The 18996-nt window shown below is 39.4% G+C and carries 20 protein-coding genes; 1 reads left to right on the forward strand and 19 read right to left on the reverse strand.

What is annotated here, in order from left to right; all coding sequences use genetic code 11:
- Window positions 1-23: 23 nt before the first annotated feature.
- The 9 genes from fabG to H0184_RS01525 all read right to left on the reverse strand — a co-directional run bounded on the left by fabG (window position 24) and on the right by H0184_RS01525 (window position 9237).
- Entirely contained in the window at window positions 24-767 is a 744-nt protein-coding gene (fabG, locus tag H0184_RS01485; protein ID WP_221820083.1) for a 3-oxoacyl-[acyl-carrier-protein] reductase, read from the reverse strand.
- Window positions 764-1711, reverse strand: a complete 948-nt coding sequence (gene fabD, locus H0184_RS01490) for an ACP S-malonyltransferase (protein WP_221820084.1) — start codon at window positions 1709-1711, stop codon at window positions 764-766. Before fabD ends, fabG begins: the two co-directional genes overlap by 4 nt.
- A gap of 15 nt (window positions 1712-1726) precedes the next feature.
- Window positions 1727-2731, reverse strand: a complete 1005-nt coding sequence (gene plsX / locus H0184_RS01495) for a phosphate acyltransferase PlsX (RefSeq protein WP_221820085.1) — start codon at window positions 2729-2731, stop codon at window positions 1727-1729.
- On the reverse strand, window positions 2728-3312 hold the full coding sequence (gene fapR, locus H0184_RS01500; RefSeq protein ID WP_221820086.1) for a transcription factor FapR: 585 nt from the start codon (window positions 3310-3312) through the stop codon (window positions 2728-2730). Before fapR ends, plsX begins: the two co-directional genes overlap by 4 nt.
- 116 nt (window positions 3313-3428) lie before the next feature.
- Window positions 3429-5477, reverse strand: coding sequence for an ATP-dependent DNA helicase RecG (recG, locus tag H0184_RS01505; RefSeq protein WP_221820088.1), 2049 nt, complete (start codon window positions 5475-5477; stop codon window positions 3429-3431).
- Between the two features lies 1 nt (window position 5478).
- A complete protein-coding gene (gene sdaAA, locus H0184_RS01510; RefSeq protein WP_221820091.1) occupies window positions 5479-6357 on the reverse strand; it encodes an L-serine ammonia-lyase, iron-sulfur-dependent, subunit alpha in 879 nt (292 codons plus the stop codon).
- A 31-nt stretch (window positions 6358-6388) separates the two neighbouring features.
- Window positions 6389-7051 (reverse strand): L-serine ammonia-lyase, iron-sulfur-dependent subunit beta, encoded by a 663-nt coding sequence (gene sdaAB, locus H0184_RS01515; RefSeq protein ID WP_221820093.1) that lies wholly within the window; start codon window positions 7049-7051, stop codon window positions 6389-6391.
- A gap of 104 nt (window positions 7052-7155) precedes the next feature.
- Window positions 7156-8838 carry a DAK2 domain-containing protein gene (locus tag H0184_RS01520; RefSeq protein ID WP_221820094.1) on the reverse strand — a complete coding sequence of 561 codons (1683 nt, stop codon included), beginning with the start codon at window positions 8836-8838 and terminating at the stop codon, window positions 7156-7158.
- Between the two features lie 36 nt (window positions 8839-8874).
- Entirely contained in the window at window positions 8875-9237 is a 363-nt protein-coding gene (locus H0184_RS01525) for an Asp23/Gls24 family envelope stress response protein (protein WP_179160882.1), read from the reverse strand.
- A 248-nt stretch (window positions 9238-9485) separates the two neighbouring features.
- Here H0184_RS01525 and rpmB point away from each other — a divergent pair, with 248 nt between their 5' ends.
- On the forward strand, window positions 9486-9674 hold the full coding sequence (gene rpmB / locus H0184_RS01530; RefSeq protein WP_045515302.1) for a 50S ribosomal protein L28: 189 nt from the start codon (window positions 9486-9488) through the stop codon (window positions 9672-9674).
- 288 nt (window positions 9675-9962) lie between these two features.
- Here rpmB and spoVM read toward each other — a convergent pair whose 3' ends face one another.
- The 10 genes from spoVM to def all read right to left on the reverse strand — a co-directional run bounded on the left by spoVM (window position 9963) and on the right by def (window position 18991).
- Window positions 9963-10046, reverse strand: a complete 84-nt coding sequence (gene spoVM, locus H0184_RS01535; protein ID WP_035445740.1) for a stage V sporulation protein SpoVM — start codon at window positions 10044-10046, stop codon at window positions 9963-9965.
- Window positions 10047-10141: 95 nt separating this feature from the next.
- Window positions 10142-10792 (reverse strand): thiamine diphosphokinase, encoded by a 651-nt coding sequence (locus tag H0184_RS01540; protein WP_260631411.1) that lies wholly within the window; start codon window positions 10790-10792, stop codon window positions 10142-10144.
- Between the two features lie 55 nt (window positions 10793-10847).
- Window positions 10848-11492: a ribulose-phosphate 3-epimerase gene (gene rpe, locus H0184_RS01545; protein ID WP_221820096.1), complete on the reverse strand. Its 645-nt coding sequence runs from the start codon at window positions 11490-11492 to the stop codon at window positions 10848-10850.
- A gap of 2 nt (window positions 11493-11494) precedes the next feature.
- On the reverse strand, window positions 11495-12376 hold the full coding sequence (gene rsgA / locus H0184_RS01550; protein ID WP_221820097.1) for a ribosome small subunit-dependent GTPase A: 882 nt from the start codon (window positions 12374-12376) through the stop codon (window positions 11495-11497).
- A 26-nt stretch (window positions 12377-12402) separates the two neighbouring features.
- Complete coding sequence (gene pknB / locus H0184_RS01555) at window positions 12403-14361, reverse strand: Stk1 family PASTA domain-containing Ser/Thr kinase (RefSeq protein WP_221820098.1); 1959 nt, start codon at window positions 14359-14361, stop codon at window positions 12403-12405.
- The gene (locus H0184_RS01560; protein ID WP_313771698.1) at window positions 14361-15113 is read right to left on the reverse strand and encodes a Stp1/IreP family PP2C-type Ser/Thr phosphatase; all 753 of its coding nucleotides are present in this window, start codon (window positions 15111-15113) and stop codon (window positions 14361-14363) included. The genes pknB and H0184_RS01560 overlap by 1 nt, the downstream gene beginning before the upstream one ends.
- Before the next feature lie 5 nt (window positions 15114-15118).
- Complete coding sequence (gene rlmN / locus H0184_RS01565; protein WP_396953567.1) at window positions 15119-16210, reverse strand: dual-specificity RNA methyltransferase RlmN; 1092 nt, start codon at window positions 16208-16210, stop codon at window positions 15119-15121.
- Between the two features lie 3 nt (window positions 16211-16213).
- Window positions 16214-17563: a 16S rRNA (cytosine(967)-C(5))-methyltransferase RsmB gene (gene rsmB / locus H0184_RS01570; RefSeq protein WP_221820099.1), complete on the reverse strand. Its 1350-nt coding sequence runs from the start codon at window positions 17561-17563 to the stop codon at window positions 16214-16216.
- A 1-nt stretch (window position 17564) separates the two neighbouring features.
- On the reverse strand, window positions 17565-18509 hold the full coding sequence (gene fmt, locus H0184_RS01575) for a methionyl-tRNA formyltransferase (RefSeq protein ID WP_221820100.1): 945 nt from the start codon (window positions 18507-18509) through the stop codon (window positions 17565-17567).
- Window positions 18506-18991, reverse strand: coding sequence for a peptide deformylase (gene def / locus H0184_RS01580; protein WP_221820102.1), 486 nt, complete (start codon window positions 18989-18991; stop codon window positions 18506-18508). Before def ends, fmt begins: the two co-directional genes overlap by 4 nt.
- Between the last annotated feature and the right edge of the window lie 5 nt (window positions 18992-18996).

Below are 18996 nucleotides of genomic sequence, written 5' to 3' on the forward strand. Positions count from 1 at the left end.
ACAAGGCGCTTCCGCTTTTCTAATTACATTACCATGCCGCCATTAATATGAAGTGTTTGTCCTGTAATGTAAGAAGCGTCATCAGAAGCTAAGAAAGCTGTCATTTTTGCAATGTCCTTTGGCTGACCTAGACGTGCCAGCGGAATTTGTTTTAACATCTCCGCTTTCACTTCATCCGATAATTTATCTGTCATATCGGTTGTGATAAATCCTGGTGCAATAGCGTTAACCGTGATATTTCGAGAAGCAAGTTCTTTTGCTGTCGTCTTTGTTAACCCAATTACACCTGATTTGGCTGCAACATAGTTTGCCTGACCGGGATTCCCGCTTACACCAACCACGGATGTTAGATTAATGATACGACCAACTCGCTGCTTCATCATTTGACGCGTTACAGCCTTGGTACAGAGAAATACACCCTTAAGATTAGTGTTTATCACATCATCCCATTCGTCTTCTTTCATTCTCATTAGCAAGTTATCTCTTGTTATACCAGCATTATTTACAAGTATATCCAATTTACCAAATCGTTCTACTGTTTCCTTCACCATTACAGATACTTCTTCATTATTGGATACATCACATTTTATTGCAAAGGCTTCTTTCCCCATGGCTTTAATCTCATCCACCACTTCGTTCGCTTTACCTTCACTGCCAGCATAGTTTACTGCTACATTTGCACCTTGTCTGGCAAGCTCGAGGGCAATTTCTCTGCCTATCCCTCTTGACGCACCGGTTACTAAGGCGACTTTGCCTTCTAATGTCATAAATTTTCCTCCTTCAACGCCTCGATAACAGATTGACAGCTTTCCTCATCAGATATCGAATAGGTTTTAACACTGCGGTTTATTTTCTTGATTAATCCTGAAAGTACTTTACCAGGACCAATTTCAATGAAGGTATCAACACCTAAATCAATCATTTTCACCACAGAATCTTCCCATAAAACGGGTGAATAAAGCTGCTCAATTAAATTTTCCTTAATCTCTATCGCTGTTGTCATTGGATTTGCTGACACATTTGCAATAACAGGGATACGTGCTTCCTTCATATCAAGTCCATCCAAAACCTCACGCAATTGAGCTGCAGCCGGCTTCATTAATGAGCTATGAAATGGTCCGCTGACCTCTAAAGGAATCGCTCTTTTTGCACCGGCTTCTTTCGCTTTTACCCCTGCAAGCTCCACACCTTTTCGAGAGCCCGAAATTACAATTTGACCAGGACAATTCAAGTTCGCTAATGAAACCGGGAAGCCTGAGTTACTTACTTCGGCTGTTACTTCAGCTAGTGGTTCACGGTCAAGCCCTAATATAGCTGCCATTGAGCCCTCACCATTTGGAACAGCACCTTCCATAAATTCGCCTCTTTTTCTAACAGCAAAGACGCCATCTTCAAAGGATAATGCACCAGCTGCCACAAGTGCTGTATATTCCCCCAAACTATGCCCGGCTACATAATCAGGAGTGATAGCAGCTTTTTGGAATCTTTCTAGAATCGCCATACTTGTCGTTAATAACGCTGGCTGAGTGTTTACGGTTTTGGTTAATTCTTCTTGCGGACCTTCAAATATAAGCTTACTTAGTTCAGCAGATAGTGTTTCATCTGCTTTATTAAAATAATCCATTACTTCAGGATACTGCTCAGCAAGCTGATGCCCCATACCAACTGTTTGTGAGCCTTGCCCTGGAAATACGAAAGCTATCTTTCCCATATTTTGCCCCCCGTTCTACACTTCTTTTTTAGATAATTTCTCTTCTTCTACGGTCTTTTTGATGAGCCCTACAACATCACTTTCCACCATTTCTCTTGTTTGCACAACTGCACTAAAGATTGCTTGTCCATTTGAGGAGCCGTGTGCTTTAATAACAGGCGCTTTTAAGCCAAAAAGACCTGCTCCACCATACTCAGAATAGTCTAATGTATTTTTTAACGTTTTGAATTCTGGTTTTAATACCGCAGCAGCAAGTTTACTTTTCATGCTGCTCATTAACGTAGTTTTTAGCATTTTAAACATAGAAAGTGCTGTACCCTCCACTGTTTTTAACACCATATTACCTGTAAAACCATCTGTCACCACTACATCAGCAACACCATCAAGCAGGTCTCTTGCCTCTACATTGCCTACAAAATTAAGATTTGCATTCTTTAATAACTCAAAAGCCTGTTTGGTCAGTTCATTGCCTTTCTTTTCTTCCGTACCGATATTTAGAAGTCCCACTCGAGGGTTTGCTTTCCCTCTAACTTTTTCACTATAGATGGAACCCATAATTGCATATTGCAGCAAATGCTCAGGTTTGGCGTCAACATTAGCCCCTACATCCAATAAGAGGAAACCTTCTCCACCGATGGTAGGCAATGTTGGAGAAAGGGCAGGACGTTCTATCCCCTCAATCCTTCCGACAACAAATAATCCAGCCGCCATTAATGCACCAGTATTTCCGGCAGATATACAAGCATCTGCTTTCCCTTCTGCTACTTGTTGGGCAGCTAATACCATGGAGGCTGTTTTTTTGCGGCGTACTGCTCTCACTGGTTCGTCCGTACCAAGTATTACCTCGGTTGTATGTAATATGCTGATTCGTTCTTGTTTGGTTAAGTATTCCTTTATTTTTGTTTCATCCCCAACAAGGGTTATATGTAAATCTGAAAATGCTTCTACTGCTTTCATCGCACCGATTACGATTTCTTTAGGAGCATGGTCGCCCCCCATTGCATCGATAGCTAATTTCATATTTTCTCATCCTTTAGTGATTTTTCTGAACGGTACATATCGAATTCGCCTTTAAAGACAAGTTCGTTATTAACATAGCTCATTACTTCGACAATTGTCCTGCCAAGGCCATCATCAATTTTAAGAACCTTTGCTTTCGCAATGACACGTTCGCCTTGTTTGACGGAACGCTTAAATTGAATATTTGCCTTCGCTGTCAGTGCCAATTCATCATTTATTACCGCTACTGCTAGTGAATTTGCCTGTGCAAAAAGATGGTGGCCGCGAGCAATTTTATTACGAACAAAAACATGCTCTGCTTTTACATCCAATATGGAAATAGCGCTCTGATCTAATTCGATATCAATAATTTCACCAATTATTTCCTCAATTGGCAGTGATCGTACCTCGTCTTCAAATTTTTTCTCTGCAACATATTTTATCCTTTCCCGTAACTCAGGAATTGATAATTCCAGACGGTCAAGGCGAATGGTTTGTACACTCACGTGAAATTTATCTGCAAGGTCTTCATCCGTAATAAACGGATTTTCCTTTATGGTCTCTTTTAACATCTGCTGACGTTCTTTTTTTGTTCTTCTCATATCAAACACCGTCCGAGCTATTATGACTAGGTACTAATAGTAGTATAAAATTAGAAAAAGCAGATTGCAAGAATAAGTTTTTATTCTTACAACCTGCCTATAGTTAATTTTATAAATCAATCAAGCTTTTCGCCTTCTAATACACCTGTGTCGTCGAGCTGGTTTCTTAGGTATTCGTATTCTTTATCGTTCCAGAAGTGTGCAGATTGGATCATAATTGATGCGTCGTTTCTAGCTGTTTCGAGGGTACGGTAGTCATGAACCATGTCTGCAAGTTTAAATTCAGGTACACCACTTTGTTTTCTCCCAAAGAAGTCACCTGGCCCCCGTAATTCAAGATCCTTTTCACTTAGAACGAATCCGTCGTTTGTATCAGTCATAATTCTCATTCTTTCCTGACCTACTTCAGACTTTGGATCTGCTAACAAAATACAATAGGACTGGTCGCTGCCCCTTCCTACTCTCCCTCTGAGCTGATGGAGCTGTGAAAGACCAAATCTTTCCGCATCATAAATCACCATCATTGTGGCGTTCGGAACATTGACTCCTACTTCGACAACGGTTGTGGATACCAAAACTTGTACCTCGTTGATACTAAATGCCTTCATAATGATATCTTTCTCTTCGGAGCTTAACCGGCCATGCATAAGTCCGACTTTATATCGATTTTGAAAAAAGTGTGTTAGAGTAGTATGAACATCGATTGCATTTTGAACATCCAGCTTGTCTGATTCTTCAATTAACGGACAAATTACATAGGCTTGATGCCCCTTCACCAATTCCTTTTCTATAAAAGACAGGACTCTTCCCAACATATCTGGTTTTGCCCAATAAGTCTCTATCGCTTTTCGACCCGCAGGCATTTCATCAATGATTGATACATCCATCTCACCAAATACAGTAATGGCAAGAGTTCTTGGTATTGGCGTTGCCGTCATAAACAGAACATCAGGATTTTCTCCCTTTTCCCGCAGCACTCTTCGCTGCTCAACACCAAACCGATGCTGTTCATCTGTAATCACAAATCCCAGTTTCTTAAAGGTTACTTCATCTTGAATGAGAGCATGCGTCCCTATTAAAATATCGACTTTTCCTTCAGCTAAATTTTGAAGAATTCCCCTTCGTCGTTTGCCTTTAACAGAACTAGTTAATAATTCACAACTTAGGCCAAAAGGTTCTAATAGACTTTTTAGCGATTCCGAGTGCTGCTCAGCTAATATTTCTGTAGGAACCATCAAAGCCCCTTGATAACCTGCGGTAACACTTGCGTATAAGCCAATGGCTGCCACTACTGTTTTACCTGAGCCTACATCCCCCTGCAATAAGCGATTCATTCTGAGCGGCGATTTTAAATCACTTAATATCTCAGTAACGACCCGATTTTGTGCTTGCGTCAAAGGGAATGGCAGCGAAGTAATAAATTTCTCTACCTTTGTTTCTAGATATTGTTGTTCAATTCCAGGTGAGTGTTCCCGTTCGAATTTCCGTAATGCCTGCATTTTCAACTGAAATAATAAAAATTCTTCATAGACTAAACGTCGGCGGGCCTGTTTTACATCCTCCTGGTTAACTGGAAAATGCATGGCTCTTAAAGCTTCATAACGGTTCAACAAACGGTACCTTGTCACAAGGGTATTTGGAAGACTTTCCTCAATATATTGGCCGAATTGTTGGAATGCAATGGAAATAAACTTCCGCATTCCTTTTGTTGTAATTTTTCCTTTTAGTGAGTAGACAGGCTCAAAATCTTTACCTTTAGTATTTTGTCCCGCCTGCATTTCATTTCCCGTAATCGTCTGGCGATGGGCGTCCCATTTCCCTGTTACAGTGATGGTTTCATTCATGACCAGTTTACTCTTTAAGTAGGGCTGATTAAAGAATACTACCTTAATAAGGTATTGCCCCACGAACATCCTAATCATTAACTTCGATTTCTTACGGCCAAAATAGGTAAGAGAAGGCTCACTATGAACCTTCCCTTCCACTGTGATTTTCTCTTCATGCTGAACTTCTGTTAGGTCACGGAGACGATAATCTTCATAACGGTATGGAAAGTACTCTAATAAGTCCTGAACTGTATAGATTTTCATTTCTGCTAAACTCTCAGCTGTCTCTTCCCCAATGCCTTTTAATACTGTTACTGATTGTTTAAGATAATGATTCACTTTACACGCGCGGAATACCGAAGATCTTAGCCTCGAGTTCACGACCTGTCGGAGTTGCCGCCAACCCTCCCTGTGCAGTTTCTTTCAATGCTGTAGGCATTGATTGACCTATTTTATACATTGCATCGATGACTTCATCGCATGGAATTCTGCTAGTAATACCTGCTAAAGCCATGTCCGCCGCGACCATGGCATTTGCAGCACCCATTGCATTCCTTTTTACACATGGGACTTCGACTAATCCAGCAACAGGATCACATACCAGACCTAACATATTTTTCAGTGTAATGGCCATTGCCTCGGCACATTGCTCCGGTGAACCGCCTGCCATTTCAACAATAGCAGCTGCAGCCATACCTGATGCTGAACCAACCTCTGCTTGGCATCCGCCTGCAGCACCTGAGATTGAAGCATTGTTCGCAACCACAAAACCAAAAGCTCCCGCTGTAAAAAGAAATGCCACCATTTCCTCTCTAGTCGGATTTAGTTTTTCTTTTACTGCGAATAATGTACCAGGCACCACTCCTGCAGAACCGGCAGTTGGGGTAGCACAAATTGTTCCCATCGCTGCATTTACTTCATTCGTCGCTACCGCTTTACTAACTGCGTCAAGGATAGTTTTGCCTGACAGGAAGTTGCCTTTTTCGATATACTTTTGTAGAAGAACCGCATCCCCCCCGGTTAATCCAGAGTGTGATTTCACACCCTTAATTCCACGTTCAACCGCTTCTTCCATGACTCTTAAATTTCTATCCATAAAAGCAAGAACTTCATCCCGGCTGCGTCCGGTAACATCCATTTCCTGCTCAATCATAATTTCTGAGATTTTTTTATTCTTGCTTATTGCAAGCTCTACCAACTCAGCAACATTTCGAAACATTGTTTTCCCCCTCGTTGTTGTTTATCTCTAACTAATCTACAATTTTAGTGACTTTTAGTATATTGGGAAGCTGTTCAAGTTCTTGAAGGATTTTATCTTCAATGTTCTGGTCAACTTCAATTGTCATTAAGGCAAGCTTCCCAATTTCTTTTCTAGAAACTTCCATATGACCTATATTGATTTCATATTTTGCTAATATATTTGATACACTGGCGATTGCTCCGAAACGATCATTATGAACAACTAGTATAGCAGGATGGTTTCCAGATAATTTCAGTTCAAAACCATTTAGCTCTATTACTTCGATTTTACCGCCGCCAATTGATATTCCGACTAGCTCTAGTTCACCTTTATCATCCCCAATGATTACTCTTGCAGTATTAGGATGGTCAGTTATGGCCTCTTCTTCTATAAATCGGAGTTTAATCCCCCGCTCTTTCGCGATATCAATTGCTTTTATTATTCTTTCGTCATCGGTGTCAAAGTCTAATAAACCACCAATAATTGCCACGTCTGTACCATGTCCTTTATACGTCTTGGCAAATGAACCGTATAAAGATATATTTGCCCATTTTGGTTCCCTGCCAAATAAACTCCTGGCAACTCTGCCAATCCTGGCAGCACCAGCAGTATGAGAACTGGAAGGTCCAATCATCACAGGTCCAATTATGTCAAACACGCTTCTATATTTCATTCGTCTTTCTCCCCTCGGACAAATAAATCTCATTGGTAATCCATCTTTATTTATAACACAGAAAAAAGAAAAAAGAAGGGTTTTCTCCCCTTCTATTTTATCACTTATTCAATTGCAAAGATAAATGAATATAATGGTTGTTTTCCATCATGGAGTTCAACCTCTAAATCAGGAAAGTGCTCTTCAACATACGTAACAAGATTATTGACCTCATCCTCATAAACATCTTCACCATAAATAATGGTTAGGATTTCCGAATCATCATCCAACATCTTAGATAGCAAATCTTCAGCCACTTTTACTCTATCTTTGTTTTTCACAACAATTTTACCTTCAGCAATTCCCATGAAATCATCTTTCTCGATTTCTAACCCGTCAATCTGGGTATCGCGAACTGCAAAAGTAATTTGCCCCGTCTTTACATGCTGCATAGCTTCTGTCATCGATGCTTCATTTGTTGCAACATCTCCAGCAGGATTAAATGCTAAAAGTGCAGAAAGACCCTGTGGAACTGTTTTAGATGGAATAACATAAATTTCTTCATCCGAGACATCCGCTGCCTGCTGTGCAGCCATGATAATATTTTTATTATTCGGAAGAATAAATACCTTTTTTGCATTCACTTCTTTTACGGCCTTTACAATATCCTCTGTACTTGGATTCATTGTTTGTCCGCCTTCAATCACAGCATGTGCCCCGATACTCTTAAATAACTTAGCGATCCCGGAACCCATTGATACCGTAACAATTCCATACTCCTGTTGTTCTTTAGGAACTTGCGGTTTATCAGAAACTAAAGGAGTGTGTGTCTCTCCAACAATATTGGAATGCTGCTGCCTCATGTTTTCAATTTTAATATTGATTAAGCTGCCGTATTTCTGTCCATAGCTTAGGCAATCACCAGGCTGTTCAGAATGAATATGTACCTTAACAACCTCGTCATCAGCTATTACCAGCAGAGAATCTCCAAGCTTACTGAGATCATTTCGGTAAACCTGTTCATCAAATGGATGCTTTGCGAGCTTGGCATCTTCAAATTTCACCATAAATTCAGTACAATAGCCGAATACAATATCTTCTGTATTCATATGACTTTGAACACTTTTATGGTGTTCTGCGTTAACCATTTCATCCATAGAAGGATAGCTTTGCGGTGAATCAGGCAGCTGTTCACCTTTTAATTCAGCAAGAAATCCTTCATAAACAAAAACAAGCCCTTGTCCGCCGCTGTCAACCACTCCAACTTCTTTTAGAACCGGAAGCAGATCTGGTGTACGCTTTAGTGATGCTTTTGCTTCTTTTAAGACTTCTTCCATAATCTCAATGATATCGTTTGATTTTTGGGAAGCTTGCACACCTCTTTTTGCTGAATCCTTAGCAACTGTTAAAATTGTTCCCTCAACAGGCTTCATTACTGCTTTATATGCAGTTTCAACGCCTGACTCTAAAGCTTGTGCAAATTCTTTACTAGATATTGTTGCTTTTGTTTCGATTGCCTTTGAAAATCCACGAAATAATTGGGATAGAATAACCCCGGAATTTCCTCTGGCACCCATAAGTAAACCCTTTGATAAAGCTATTCCTACTTTACCAATATGTTCCTGAACATTATTTTTTACTTCCTTTGCCCCTGAGGTCATTGATAAATTCATATTCGTTCCAGTATCACCATCGGGCACAGGAAAAACGTTTAACGCGTCAACCATTTTTGCGTTTGCTCCTAAGTGATTCGCTCCTTGAATCACCATTTCTGCAAAACGTTTTCCATCTAAAGCTGTAATAGACACAAACTTTCCTCCTCTACTTGCGGTTCGTTACACCACTTACGGGTTCGTTACACGAACTCCCTGAACGTAAATATTTACCGAGTCAACGGCAAGTCCAACGGTCTTATCAAGTGTGTATTTCACCTTCGATTGCACGTTATGAGCAACCTCGGAAATCTTTGTTCCATAGCTGACAATTATATACATATCAATATGTACTTCTTCATTTTCTTGGCGAACAATAACTCCACGAGTAAAATTCTCTCTTCTTAAAATTTCTGTAAGACCGTCTTTTATTTGACTCTTGGATGCCATACCAACAATACCATAACAATCGATAGCGGCTCCTCCAGCGATGGTGGCGATTACTTCATTTGATATATCAATTTGTCCGTACTTGGTTTTTAATTCGATGGACATGAATCGTTCCCCCTTTTGGAAATTGCTCCTTGACTAAAGTCATTTTACTATAGTCAAGAAAAATTTGAAAGCGATACTTTCTTCTTATAGTATTTACACAACAATAAATATGCATGTCAAGGTTTTTTTCTTGAAACGTTTGTTAATCACTATTGCATTCAAACTGGTTGTATGATAAATTATTAAGGTATCTTTAGACAATAACGTAAATGCTGTATAAAGCTTTGGGTATTAAGGAGGGAATCATTATGCCACGTAAATGTGTTGTAACTGGAAAGAAAACTACAACTGGTAACGCACGTTCTCACGCTATGAACGCTAACAAGCGTACATGGGGTGCTAACCTACAAAAAGTACGTATTCTTGTTGATGGAAAGCCTAAGCGTGTTTGGGTTTCTACAAGAGCGTTAAGAGCTGGTAAAGTAGAACGCGTTTAATATGTTTGGGCATCCTTTATAGGGTGCCCTTTCTCATTTTCTTTACCATATTTTTTAAAATAAGGCTGTGTTAAAGATAATTGTTGATTTTGCACCCTGTTGATTGGAGCGAAAGGCACGAAGACTCCTGCAGGAGTACGGAGCGGGTGAGACCCCACAGGCGCTAGCGCCGAGGAGGCTCACCGCAACGCCTGCGGAAAGCGAAGTGCCTGCAGCGCAAATCAACAGCCCAGTTTATCACAGCCTAAAAATAAAAAAGCACCCATAATAGGTGCTTAGACAGATTTTCTATTCATTCTTTTTAAATGCACCAATCATCGCTCGGACAAGTCCACCTAAAAACTTTGGCAGTTTAATTGTATAAAACTTCATAATGTCCCTCCTCACCATCTCACACATCTAAACTTCTCTCGTACGCACTTAGTATTTTATTCTTACGGACGAAATCAGTACCTCTAAAAATCGTATTAATCATTACTTCTTATCACTAATAATATGCCTTCTGAAAATGAAAAAGTACCATTATCACTAACAAGTTCATTACTAATACATAATGTAGACCCGATGGAAATATGACGGTTTTTTAACGGATATTTAAACCCTTCTAGTGTCAGCCCTTTTACACTAAGGGTTAGAGGTACAAAAGAAATATACTTTTTATCTGACCTCATTTTAATTTTATAACTGCCGGGACCTTTTAATGATATGATATTTTGCTTATCTATAAGAAAAATTTTTACATTATTATCTTCCATTAATGGTTTGACTAACAATTGGACATTCGCTAAGAAATGATCCAATCGGCCGCCGCTTGCTCCAAAGACTCTGATTAAATCCGGCCTTTGTTCTATTGCCCAATTTAGAGCAAGCTCCATATCGGTTTCATTTTTTTCCGGTTTATAAATCTTCATATTTTCTACATTCTCTTCGATGATCATTAATTCCTGTTTAGTTACGGAATCGAAGTCTCCGAAAGCGATTTGTGGAGTAATATTCATATTTATCAGGGTAAAAACCCCTCTGTCGACACCAACCCATACCTCGTTTTCTTGTTTATATTCATTCAAATTAGGAAGAAGTTCCACAGGACCTCCAGCTAAGATATTTATATGCACCAGGTATCCCCCTTTTTACTACACAAAAAGCCAGCAAAATAGCCGGCTTTCGAATTTTTTATCCTCTTATTAACGATATCGCTGCTTCGTAGTCTTCTTGATTATAAATAGCAGATCCAGCAACAAGAACATTTGCCCCTGCCTCAATACATAGCTTTGCAGTTTCAGAATTAACACCGCCATCAATTTCTATCTCTATTTCTTTCCCTTTTAGGTCAGCCATTTCTTTTACTTTCCTAATTTTAGGAAGAACCTCTGGAATAAACTTTTGACCGCCGAATCCGGGATTTACAGACATTAACAAAACCATATCAATATCAGCAAGTACATGCTGAATGCTGTCAACAGGAGTAGCAGGATTTAATACTACCCCTGCCTTTATACCAAAAGATTTAATATAGTGAATCGTTCTATGAAGGTGCTTGCACGCTTCAACATGTACTGTAATATAATCTGCCCCTGCTTTAGCAAATGCTTCTATATATTGGTCTGGGTTTTCAATCATGAGATGGACATCCAAGGGAAGCTTCGTTACAGGACGAATCGCCTCCACAATTAATGGTCCAATTGTGATATTTGGAACAAAATGACCATCCATAACATCAATATGAATATAGTCAGCCCCAGCCTTTTCAACTGCAGTTATTTCTTCGCCTAGTCTTGCGAAATCTGCAGATAGGATGGAAGGTGCAATCTTCACCATCATTAATACCTCGGCTTTCTGTCTTTTATTTCTTGGAGAAAATCAACATAATGTTGATAGCGATATTGAGTAATGGTCTGTGCTTCAACTGCTGCTTTTACGGCACATTTAGGCTCACTAATATGTAAACAGGCTCGAAACTTACAATTCTCACTTTCACGTGCCATTTCCGGAAAGCAATGCGTTAATTCTTCCGCCTCAATAGTAGTGAATTCTAATGAACTAAATCCCGGTGTATCCGCAATTAAGCCATTCCCAATACTAATTAATTCAACATGTCGAGTGGTATGCTTCCCTCTGCCCAAATGGGAGGAAATATCATTGGTTTTCAGTTCAAGGTCTGGTCTCAATACATTTAAAAGAGAAGATTTTCCCACACCTGATTGGCCGGCAAAAACGGATATCTTATCCTCGACATGTGGATTTAAAGCTTCTATCCCTGCTTCTGTTTCAGATGATGTAAGTAATACTTCATACCCAATACTTCTGTATTGATCAGCATATTCCAATATAGCCTGCTTTTCCTGCTCATTGGTTAAGTCCATTTTGGTAACACAAATAAGTGGTTGAATCCGATTATATTCAACTAGAACAAGAAACCGGTCTAGAAGGACGGTACTAAATTCCGGTTCCACAGCGGAAAAAACAAGAATGGCTTGGTCGACGTTCGCAATAGGTGGACGAACAAGTTCATTCTTTCTTTCCTTAACCTCCATAATATAACCTTCTCGGTCATTTTCGGCTTGAAAAACTACCTCATCTCCGACAAGCGGGGTAATCTTATTTTTACGAAAAACACCTCTGCCCCGGCATTGAATCATTTCTCCATTATGAAGTACGTAATAAAATCCACTTAATGCTTTTACAATTTTTCCTTCAGGCATAGCCACACTCCTTGCATTTCATAGCATTACTTTGGATACTCCACAGACTCATCTGCAACTACTGTGTTATCTCTTATTACTTTATATCCTGCTCCACCCTCAAATGGAACCAGCAGCTCAATCCTTGTCTTGGTTGTTGCTGAAATTGTAAAGGTATCTGCTGGAGTAGTCATATTGCGATTAACATCTTCAATGTAAATGATAACATTTTGCTCTTGTTCTGGTTCTGTTCCTGTATATTCAATGGTTATATCAATTGAAACTGGTTTAGGTGGTTTCTCTTCTTTCCCCTTTGAAATAACAACAGAAACCCTGTCACCTTTTTTCATCTCTGTTCCTGGAGGAGGTGTTTGAGAAATAATATTTCCAGCAGGAATGGTATCATCATACTTTTCCTCAGAGGCGTCAAGTGTTAAGCCGACAGAATCAACATAATCCTGTGCACCCTTTGTATTAGATTGTGTTAGGTCTTTTAAGATTATTTTTTCCTGTCCCTTACTAACTTCAAATTCTAGGATGGTATCTTCAGGAACCACTTCCTCGCCATTTTCAGGGTTTTGACTTAAGATTGTTCCAGGATCACTGTCATCGAATACCTCTGTAATTTTAATATCTTTAAAGTTTTGGTTTTCTAAGAAACGCATCACATCACTGTATTTACGGCCGGTGTAATCCGATAATTCAAACTTTTCTTTTCCAATACTAATATAAAGAGTTACCCCAGTTTCTTCCTTAACGGTACTTCCTTCTTCGGGATTTGTTTTTATTACTTTGCCTTCTTCTATTTCTTCATGGGTACTCTCTATTTCTTCATCAACCAGCAATCCTGCTGATTCTATCTTTGCAATCGCCTCATCTGCTTCCATGCCGCTAACATCAGGAATAGTAACATCTTTAGGTGAAATCAGACCTGGCAATACTAGAAAAGTAAATAACCCTAATAATGATAACACCAAGAAAGTTGTGATTAAAATTGCCGGCCACTTTTTACGTTTTTTCTGCCCTTTTCCTTTTGAATCGGTACCATTATCTTTATTTTTTTCCTGAGGATGTACCATCGTTTCATCTAGATTCTGCAGAGGACGGCGATCATTTGTTATGACCGGGATTGCCTTAGTTGCTTCGTCATCAATCGGGATAACAAATTTTGTTTCGTTTATTCTCTCTGCATCAAGTGCAGTCCTTAAGTCCTCTTCCATTTCCTCTACAGAGTTATATCGATGAAAAGAATCCTTTGCCGTCGACTTTAACACAATATTTTCAACACTCTGAGGAATGTTTGGATTCCATCTTCTTACAGAGGGAGTTTCCGATTGTAAATGCTTTAATGCAATCGAAACAGCCGACTCACCGGAAAAAGGAAGTCTTCCGGTCAATAATTCAAACATAACAATTCCTAGGGAATAAATATCTGACTTTTTATTCGCCATGCCCCCGCGAGCTTGTTCTGGCGACAAGTAGTGAACCGAGCCAAGAACCGAATTCGTTTGGGTAATGCTTGTGGCACTTAAAGCCATGGCAATTCCAAAATCAGTTATCTTCACATTTCCAAAACGGTCAACGAGAATATTTTGTGGCTTTATATCCCTGTGAACAATATGATTTTGGTGTGCATGTGAGATAGCGGAAGTAAGCTGTTTCATGATTTCAAGTGTTTCTTCCACCTGTAAAGGTGAATTAAGCTGTATGTATTGTTTTAATGTTTGACCCTCAACATATTCCATGACAATATAATAAAGATCATTTTCTTCACCAACATCATAGATATTTACGATATTAGGATGTGCTAAACTTGTCGCAGATTGAGCCTCTCTACGAAACCTTCGTATAAATTCTTCATCATTTGCAAAATCAAGGCGAAGCATCTTGACGGCTACATCACGGTCCAGAATCATGTCGTGGGCTAAATACACATTGGCCATACCGCCCCCGCCAATCATTTCTAGTACTTTATAGCGACCGCTTAAACGTTTCCCAATCAACATTATTCATCACCCTCGCTGGTATCAAAGAACTCTACAATCGCAAGTGTTATGTTATCCTCTCCACCATACTCATTAGCAAGCGAGATAAGTGTGACTGCCTTTTGCTCCAAAGTCTCTTCATTCGTTAGAATAGCGGTCATTTCATTTTCATTCACTTTATTTGAAAGGCCGTCAGAGCATAATAAGAGGATATCCCCTTCCTCGAATATGATCGTTTTAATATCCATTTCAACTGTTTTTTCGGTACCAAGCGCTCGTAAAAGTACATTCTTTCGCGGATGATATTCGGCATCTTCTCTTGAAATTTGTCCAGTCCTCACGAGTTCATTTACTAAAGAGTGATCCTCAGTAACCTGTTTAAAACCACTTTCATTTAGTAAATAACATCTGCTGTCACCTATGTGTGCAATGGTTACAAATCGATCGTTACTTATTGCCGCAACAATGGTAGTACCCATACCATCACATTCCAGGTGGTTCATTGCGTGATTAAAAATCATATTATTTACTTTTGTAATTTGTTCTTTCAGCCAATTTTCTGCATCACCAGCAGTTACTAACCCTTCTGAAGCTTCCCAGTCGTTTTTCAACTGGGATATGGTCATTTCGCTGGCAACATCACCAGCACGGTGACCGCCCATACCATCTGCAACAATGGCTAAGCGGTGACCGTCCTTATTAACAAATATTCCTCCAGCATCTTCATTATGCTGCCTGACCTTGCCTTGGTCAGTCATAAATACAGCTTTCAACCCTTTCACCTCGTCTCTTCTTTCCGCTCCTTTGCACGAAGTTGTCCACATGCTGCGTCAATATCGTGACCCTGTTCCCTGCGAATCGTCACATTAATACCACGATTTTTAAGCGTCTTTTCAAAAGCAAAAATTTTATCCTTTGGGGTCCGTACATAGTCCCTCTCTGGAACATAGTTAACAGGGATGAGATTAACATGGCATTTTAACCCTTTTAACAAGTCAGCCAATTCTTCCGCGTGTTCAACAGAATCATTAACACCGCCAAAAAGTCCATATTCAAAGCTAATCCTGCGCCCCGTCTTATCGATATAATACCTTACAGATTTCATTAAGTCATCAAGTTTATATGCTCTGTTAATTGGCATTAAACGAGACCTTAATTCAGTATTAGGGGCATGTAGAGATATCGCAAAATTAATTTGCATATTTTCATCTGCAAATTGATAAATTTTCGGAACAATACCACTAGTGGATACTGTTATATGACGTGCACCGATCATCAAGCCTTTATCATGATTAATGATCTTTAGAAACGACATCATATTATCATAATTGTCAAAAGGTTCTCCTATTCCCATAATAACAACCGAGCTTACACGCTCATCTGTTTCGTCAAGAGCCTGCTGCACGGTAACAACCTGAGCAACAATTTCACCTGCTTCGAGGTGACGCTTTAGCCCTCCAAGTGTTGAAGCACAGAAGGTACACCCAATCCGGCAGCCAACCTGCGTGGTTACACACACTGAATTACCATAATCATGACGCATTAAAACAGTCTCAATGGAGTACCCATCATGCAGCTCAAAGAGAAATTTAATGGTACCATCAGAAGAAGATTGTTTAATAACGGTTTTTAATGTGGTAATGGTAAAATTCTCCGAAAGTTTGTCACGTAATCCTTTTGATAAATTATTCATATCTTCAAAAGTAGATACTCTTTTTTTGTACAGCCAGTCATAAATTTGGTCTGCTCGGAAAGGCTTCTCACCATTATTTGTAAGCCATTCCTTTAATTCATGAAGCTGCAGTGAATAAATAGAAGTTTTTTTCATATCCAATGTTGTATTGTTCTCAGTTGTATTTAATTGTTCCAACTGTTACACCTTCTTTCTTAAGCTTGCGATAAAGAATCCGTCAGACCCAAAGTCCTGGGGAAAAATTTGTAAGTACCCATCTGTTACCAGCGGTTGAATGGCCTCAGGCATTCTTTCTTTTAATGCTGTATCCATTTCAAACTCTGGATGCTCTTTTAAAAACTGGCTGACAGTATTTTCATTTTCCTCTTTATCTACTGTACACGTACTGTAGACAAGAATTCCACCTTTTTTGACTAAAGGCGATACAGAGTTTAATAAATTCTGCTGAATTGTACTTAATTGATAAAGATCTTGTTCTTTCTTTGTATATTTCATATCAGGTTTTCTTCTCATTACTCCCAATCCAGAACACGGGGCATCGAGCAGGATTCTGTCAAAGTATTCCTTATCAAACTGTTCTCCCGCATTTCTTGAATCCATTGCAATTGTCCTTATGTTACCCAAACCTAATCGTTTTGCATTTTGTTTAATTAATTTCACTTTATGTTCGTGTAAATCCAGCGAAATGACTCCGCCTGTTAATTTCATTGTTTCAGCTATATGAGTAGTTTTACCACCAGGAGCGGCACAAGCATCAAGGATTAATTCATTTTCGCGGGGTGCTAATGCATAGGCTGCAAGCATTGAACTTTCATCTTGTATTGTAATCATGCCTTTTTTATACGCCCTGGAAAAAGCTAAATTTCCTTTTAATGACCGGATAGCTTCAGGAATAATTGGGCTTTTTTCGATTAGAAAGCCTTCTTCGTCAAGATCTTCAATACATTCGCGTATGGTCGTTTTAGTAAGGTTGACTCTCGCCGTTTGCAGAGGTGCCGTTAGATTGACCTCACACATTTCCTTCGTTCGATCAAAGCCAAACTGGCTTACCCACCTCTTTACTAGCCATTCAGGGTGACTGGTTTCAATTGACAGCCTTTCAATGGGATCATTTACTGCTTCAAGTGAAGGAATTCCCTGACGCTGAATACTCCGCAATACACCATTTACCATCCCTGAAATTCCCTTGTGGCCGCGCTTCTTTGCAATTTCTACTGCTTCAAAAATAGCTGCCCGGTCTGGGATTTTATCTAGATATACCATTTGATAGAGGGTAATTCGTAATAACTGAAGCACCCATTTTTCTAACTTTTTACTATTTTTAATAAAGGGTTTTAAGTAGTAATCCAGTGCCATCTTTCTCTGTAAGGTACCATAGGTTAACTCTGTTAACAGCCCAGTGTCAATCGATGATATTTTGTTTTTTTCAATCGTACTATTAAGCAGTAAGTTACTATAAGATTGATTCTTTTCAATTGCTTCGAGTAAATCCATTGCGGCTTCCCGCACATTCTTTTTCTTATTGGTCATTTTATTCTCCTAGTCTGCTGCCAACTACGATTTTCGATCCTGCACCTCTGTAAAACTCTTCGCTTGCCATTTTTGTTTTGCCAGCGGGCTGCAGCTCTTTTATCTTAATTGCCGTTTCATTACCGGTAGATACAATAATACCGTCAGAATCATTTTTGATAATAGTCCCTGGCACTTCACTCTTTACACCTTTTACTTTCTCTGTACGCCATAGCTTTAATGTTTGACCATCAAGAGTAGTAAAGGCGACGGGCCACGGATTTAAACCGCGGATATGATTATAGATTTCTTCACCAGTTTTGGACCAATCAATTTTTTCCTGATCCCTTTTTATATTATAAGCAAACGTTGCTTCGTCATTATTTTGAGGAGCAGGCGTTAATTTTCCTGCCAGCAGCTTAGGAAGTGTTTCCGACAGTAATGCTGCCCCTGCCACACTAAGTTTATTATGAAGGGAACCAACATTATCTTCTTCGGTAATCTCTACCTCAACCTGAGTTAAAATATCACCTGCATCCAGCTTTTCAACCATATACATAATGGTAATTCCCGTTTTCTTTTTGCCTTGAATCAGCGCATAATGTATAGGAGCTCCGCCGCGAAGTTCTGGCAGGAGCGAGGCATGGACATTAATGCAGCCATGTAGAGGTGCTTCTAATATTTCTTTTGGCAGTATTTGTCCAAAAGCAGCCGTAATGATTAAATCAGGATTCAAAGAAATTATTCTTTCTGCTTCTTCCTTTTGCCGAATCTTTTCTGGCTGGTAGACAGGGATTCCATGCTTTAAAGCTTCCACTTTGACTGGTGGCGGTGTTAGTACTTTTTTTCTTCCTACTGGTCTGTCTGGCTGGGTAACTACTCCGATAACCTCATATCCGTCTTCAATAATTCTTTGTAAGACAGGTACGGAGAAATCCGGAGTACCCATAAACACGATTTTCGTCATTCAATTTCTACTCCTTTTAACTCATCTTCCTCTAGATATCGGGAAACCTTAGTTGTAAATAATATCCCGTCCAAATGATCGATTTCATGAAGTATCGCTCTAGCTAGAAATTCTTCGGCTTCGAGAGTGTACTTTTTCCCTTTGCGATTATAAGCCTCAATCATTACATAGTTTGGTCTTTTTACTTCTCCAAATAGGTTCGGGAAGCTTAAACACCCTTCAGGACCATTTTGCTCTCCTGATGTTTTTATAATGTGGGGATTAATCATCTCGATGGTTCCAAGTTCATTATCAATATCCACGATGGCAATTCTTTCATCTATTCCAATTTGCGGGGCTGCTAAACCCACACCGTCGTATTCAATCATCGTATCGTACATATCATCTAGTAATTTTATAAGTTTTTTATCAAACTTTTCTACAGGTCTGCATTTTTTTTCAAGTACCTCTGCAGGGTACATTACTATCTTTCGTATCGCCAAAGGTG

This window comes from Neobacillus niacini, assembly GCF_019749295.1.
GTDB lineage: Bacteria > Bacillota > Bacilli > Bacillales > Cytobacillaceae > Neobacillus > Neobacillus niacini_D.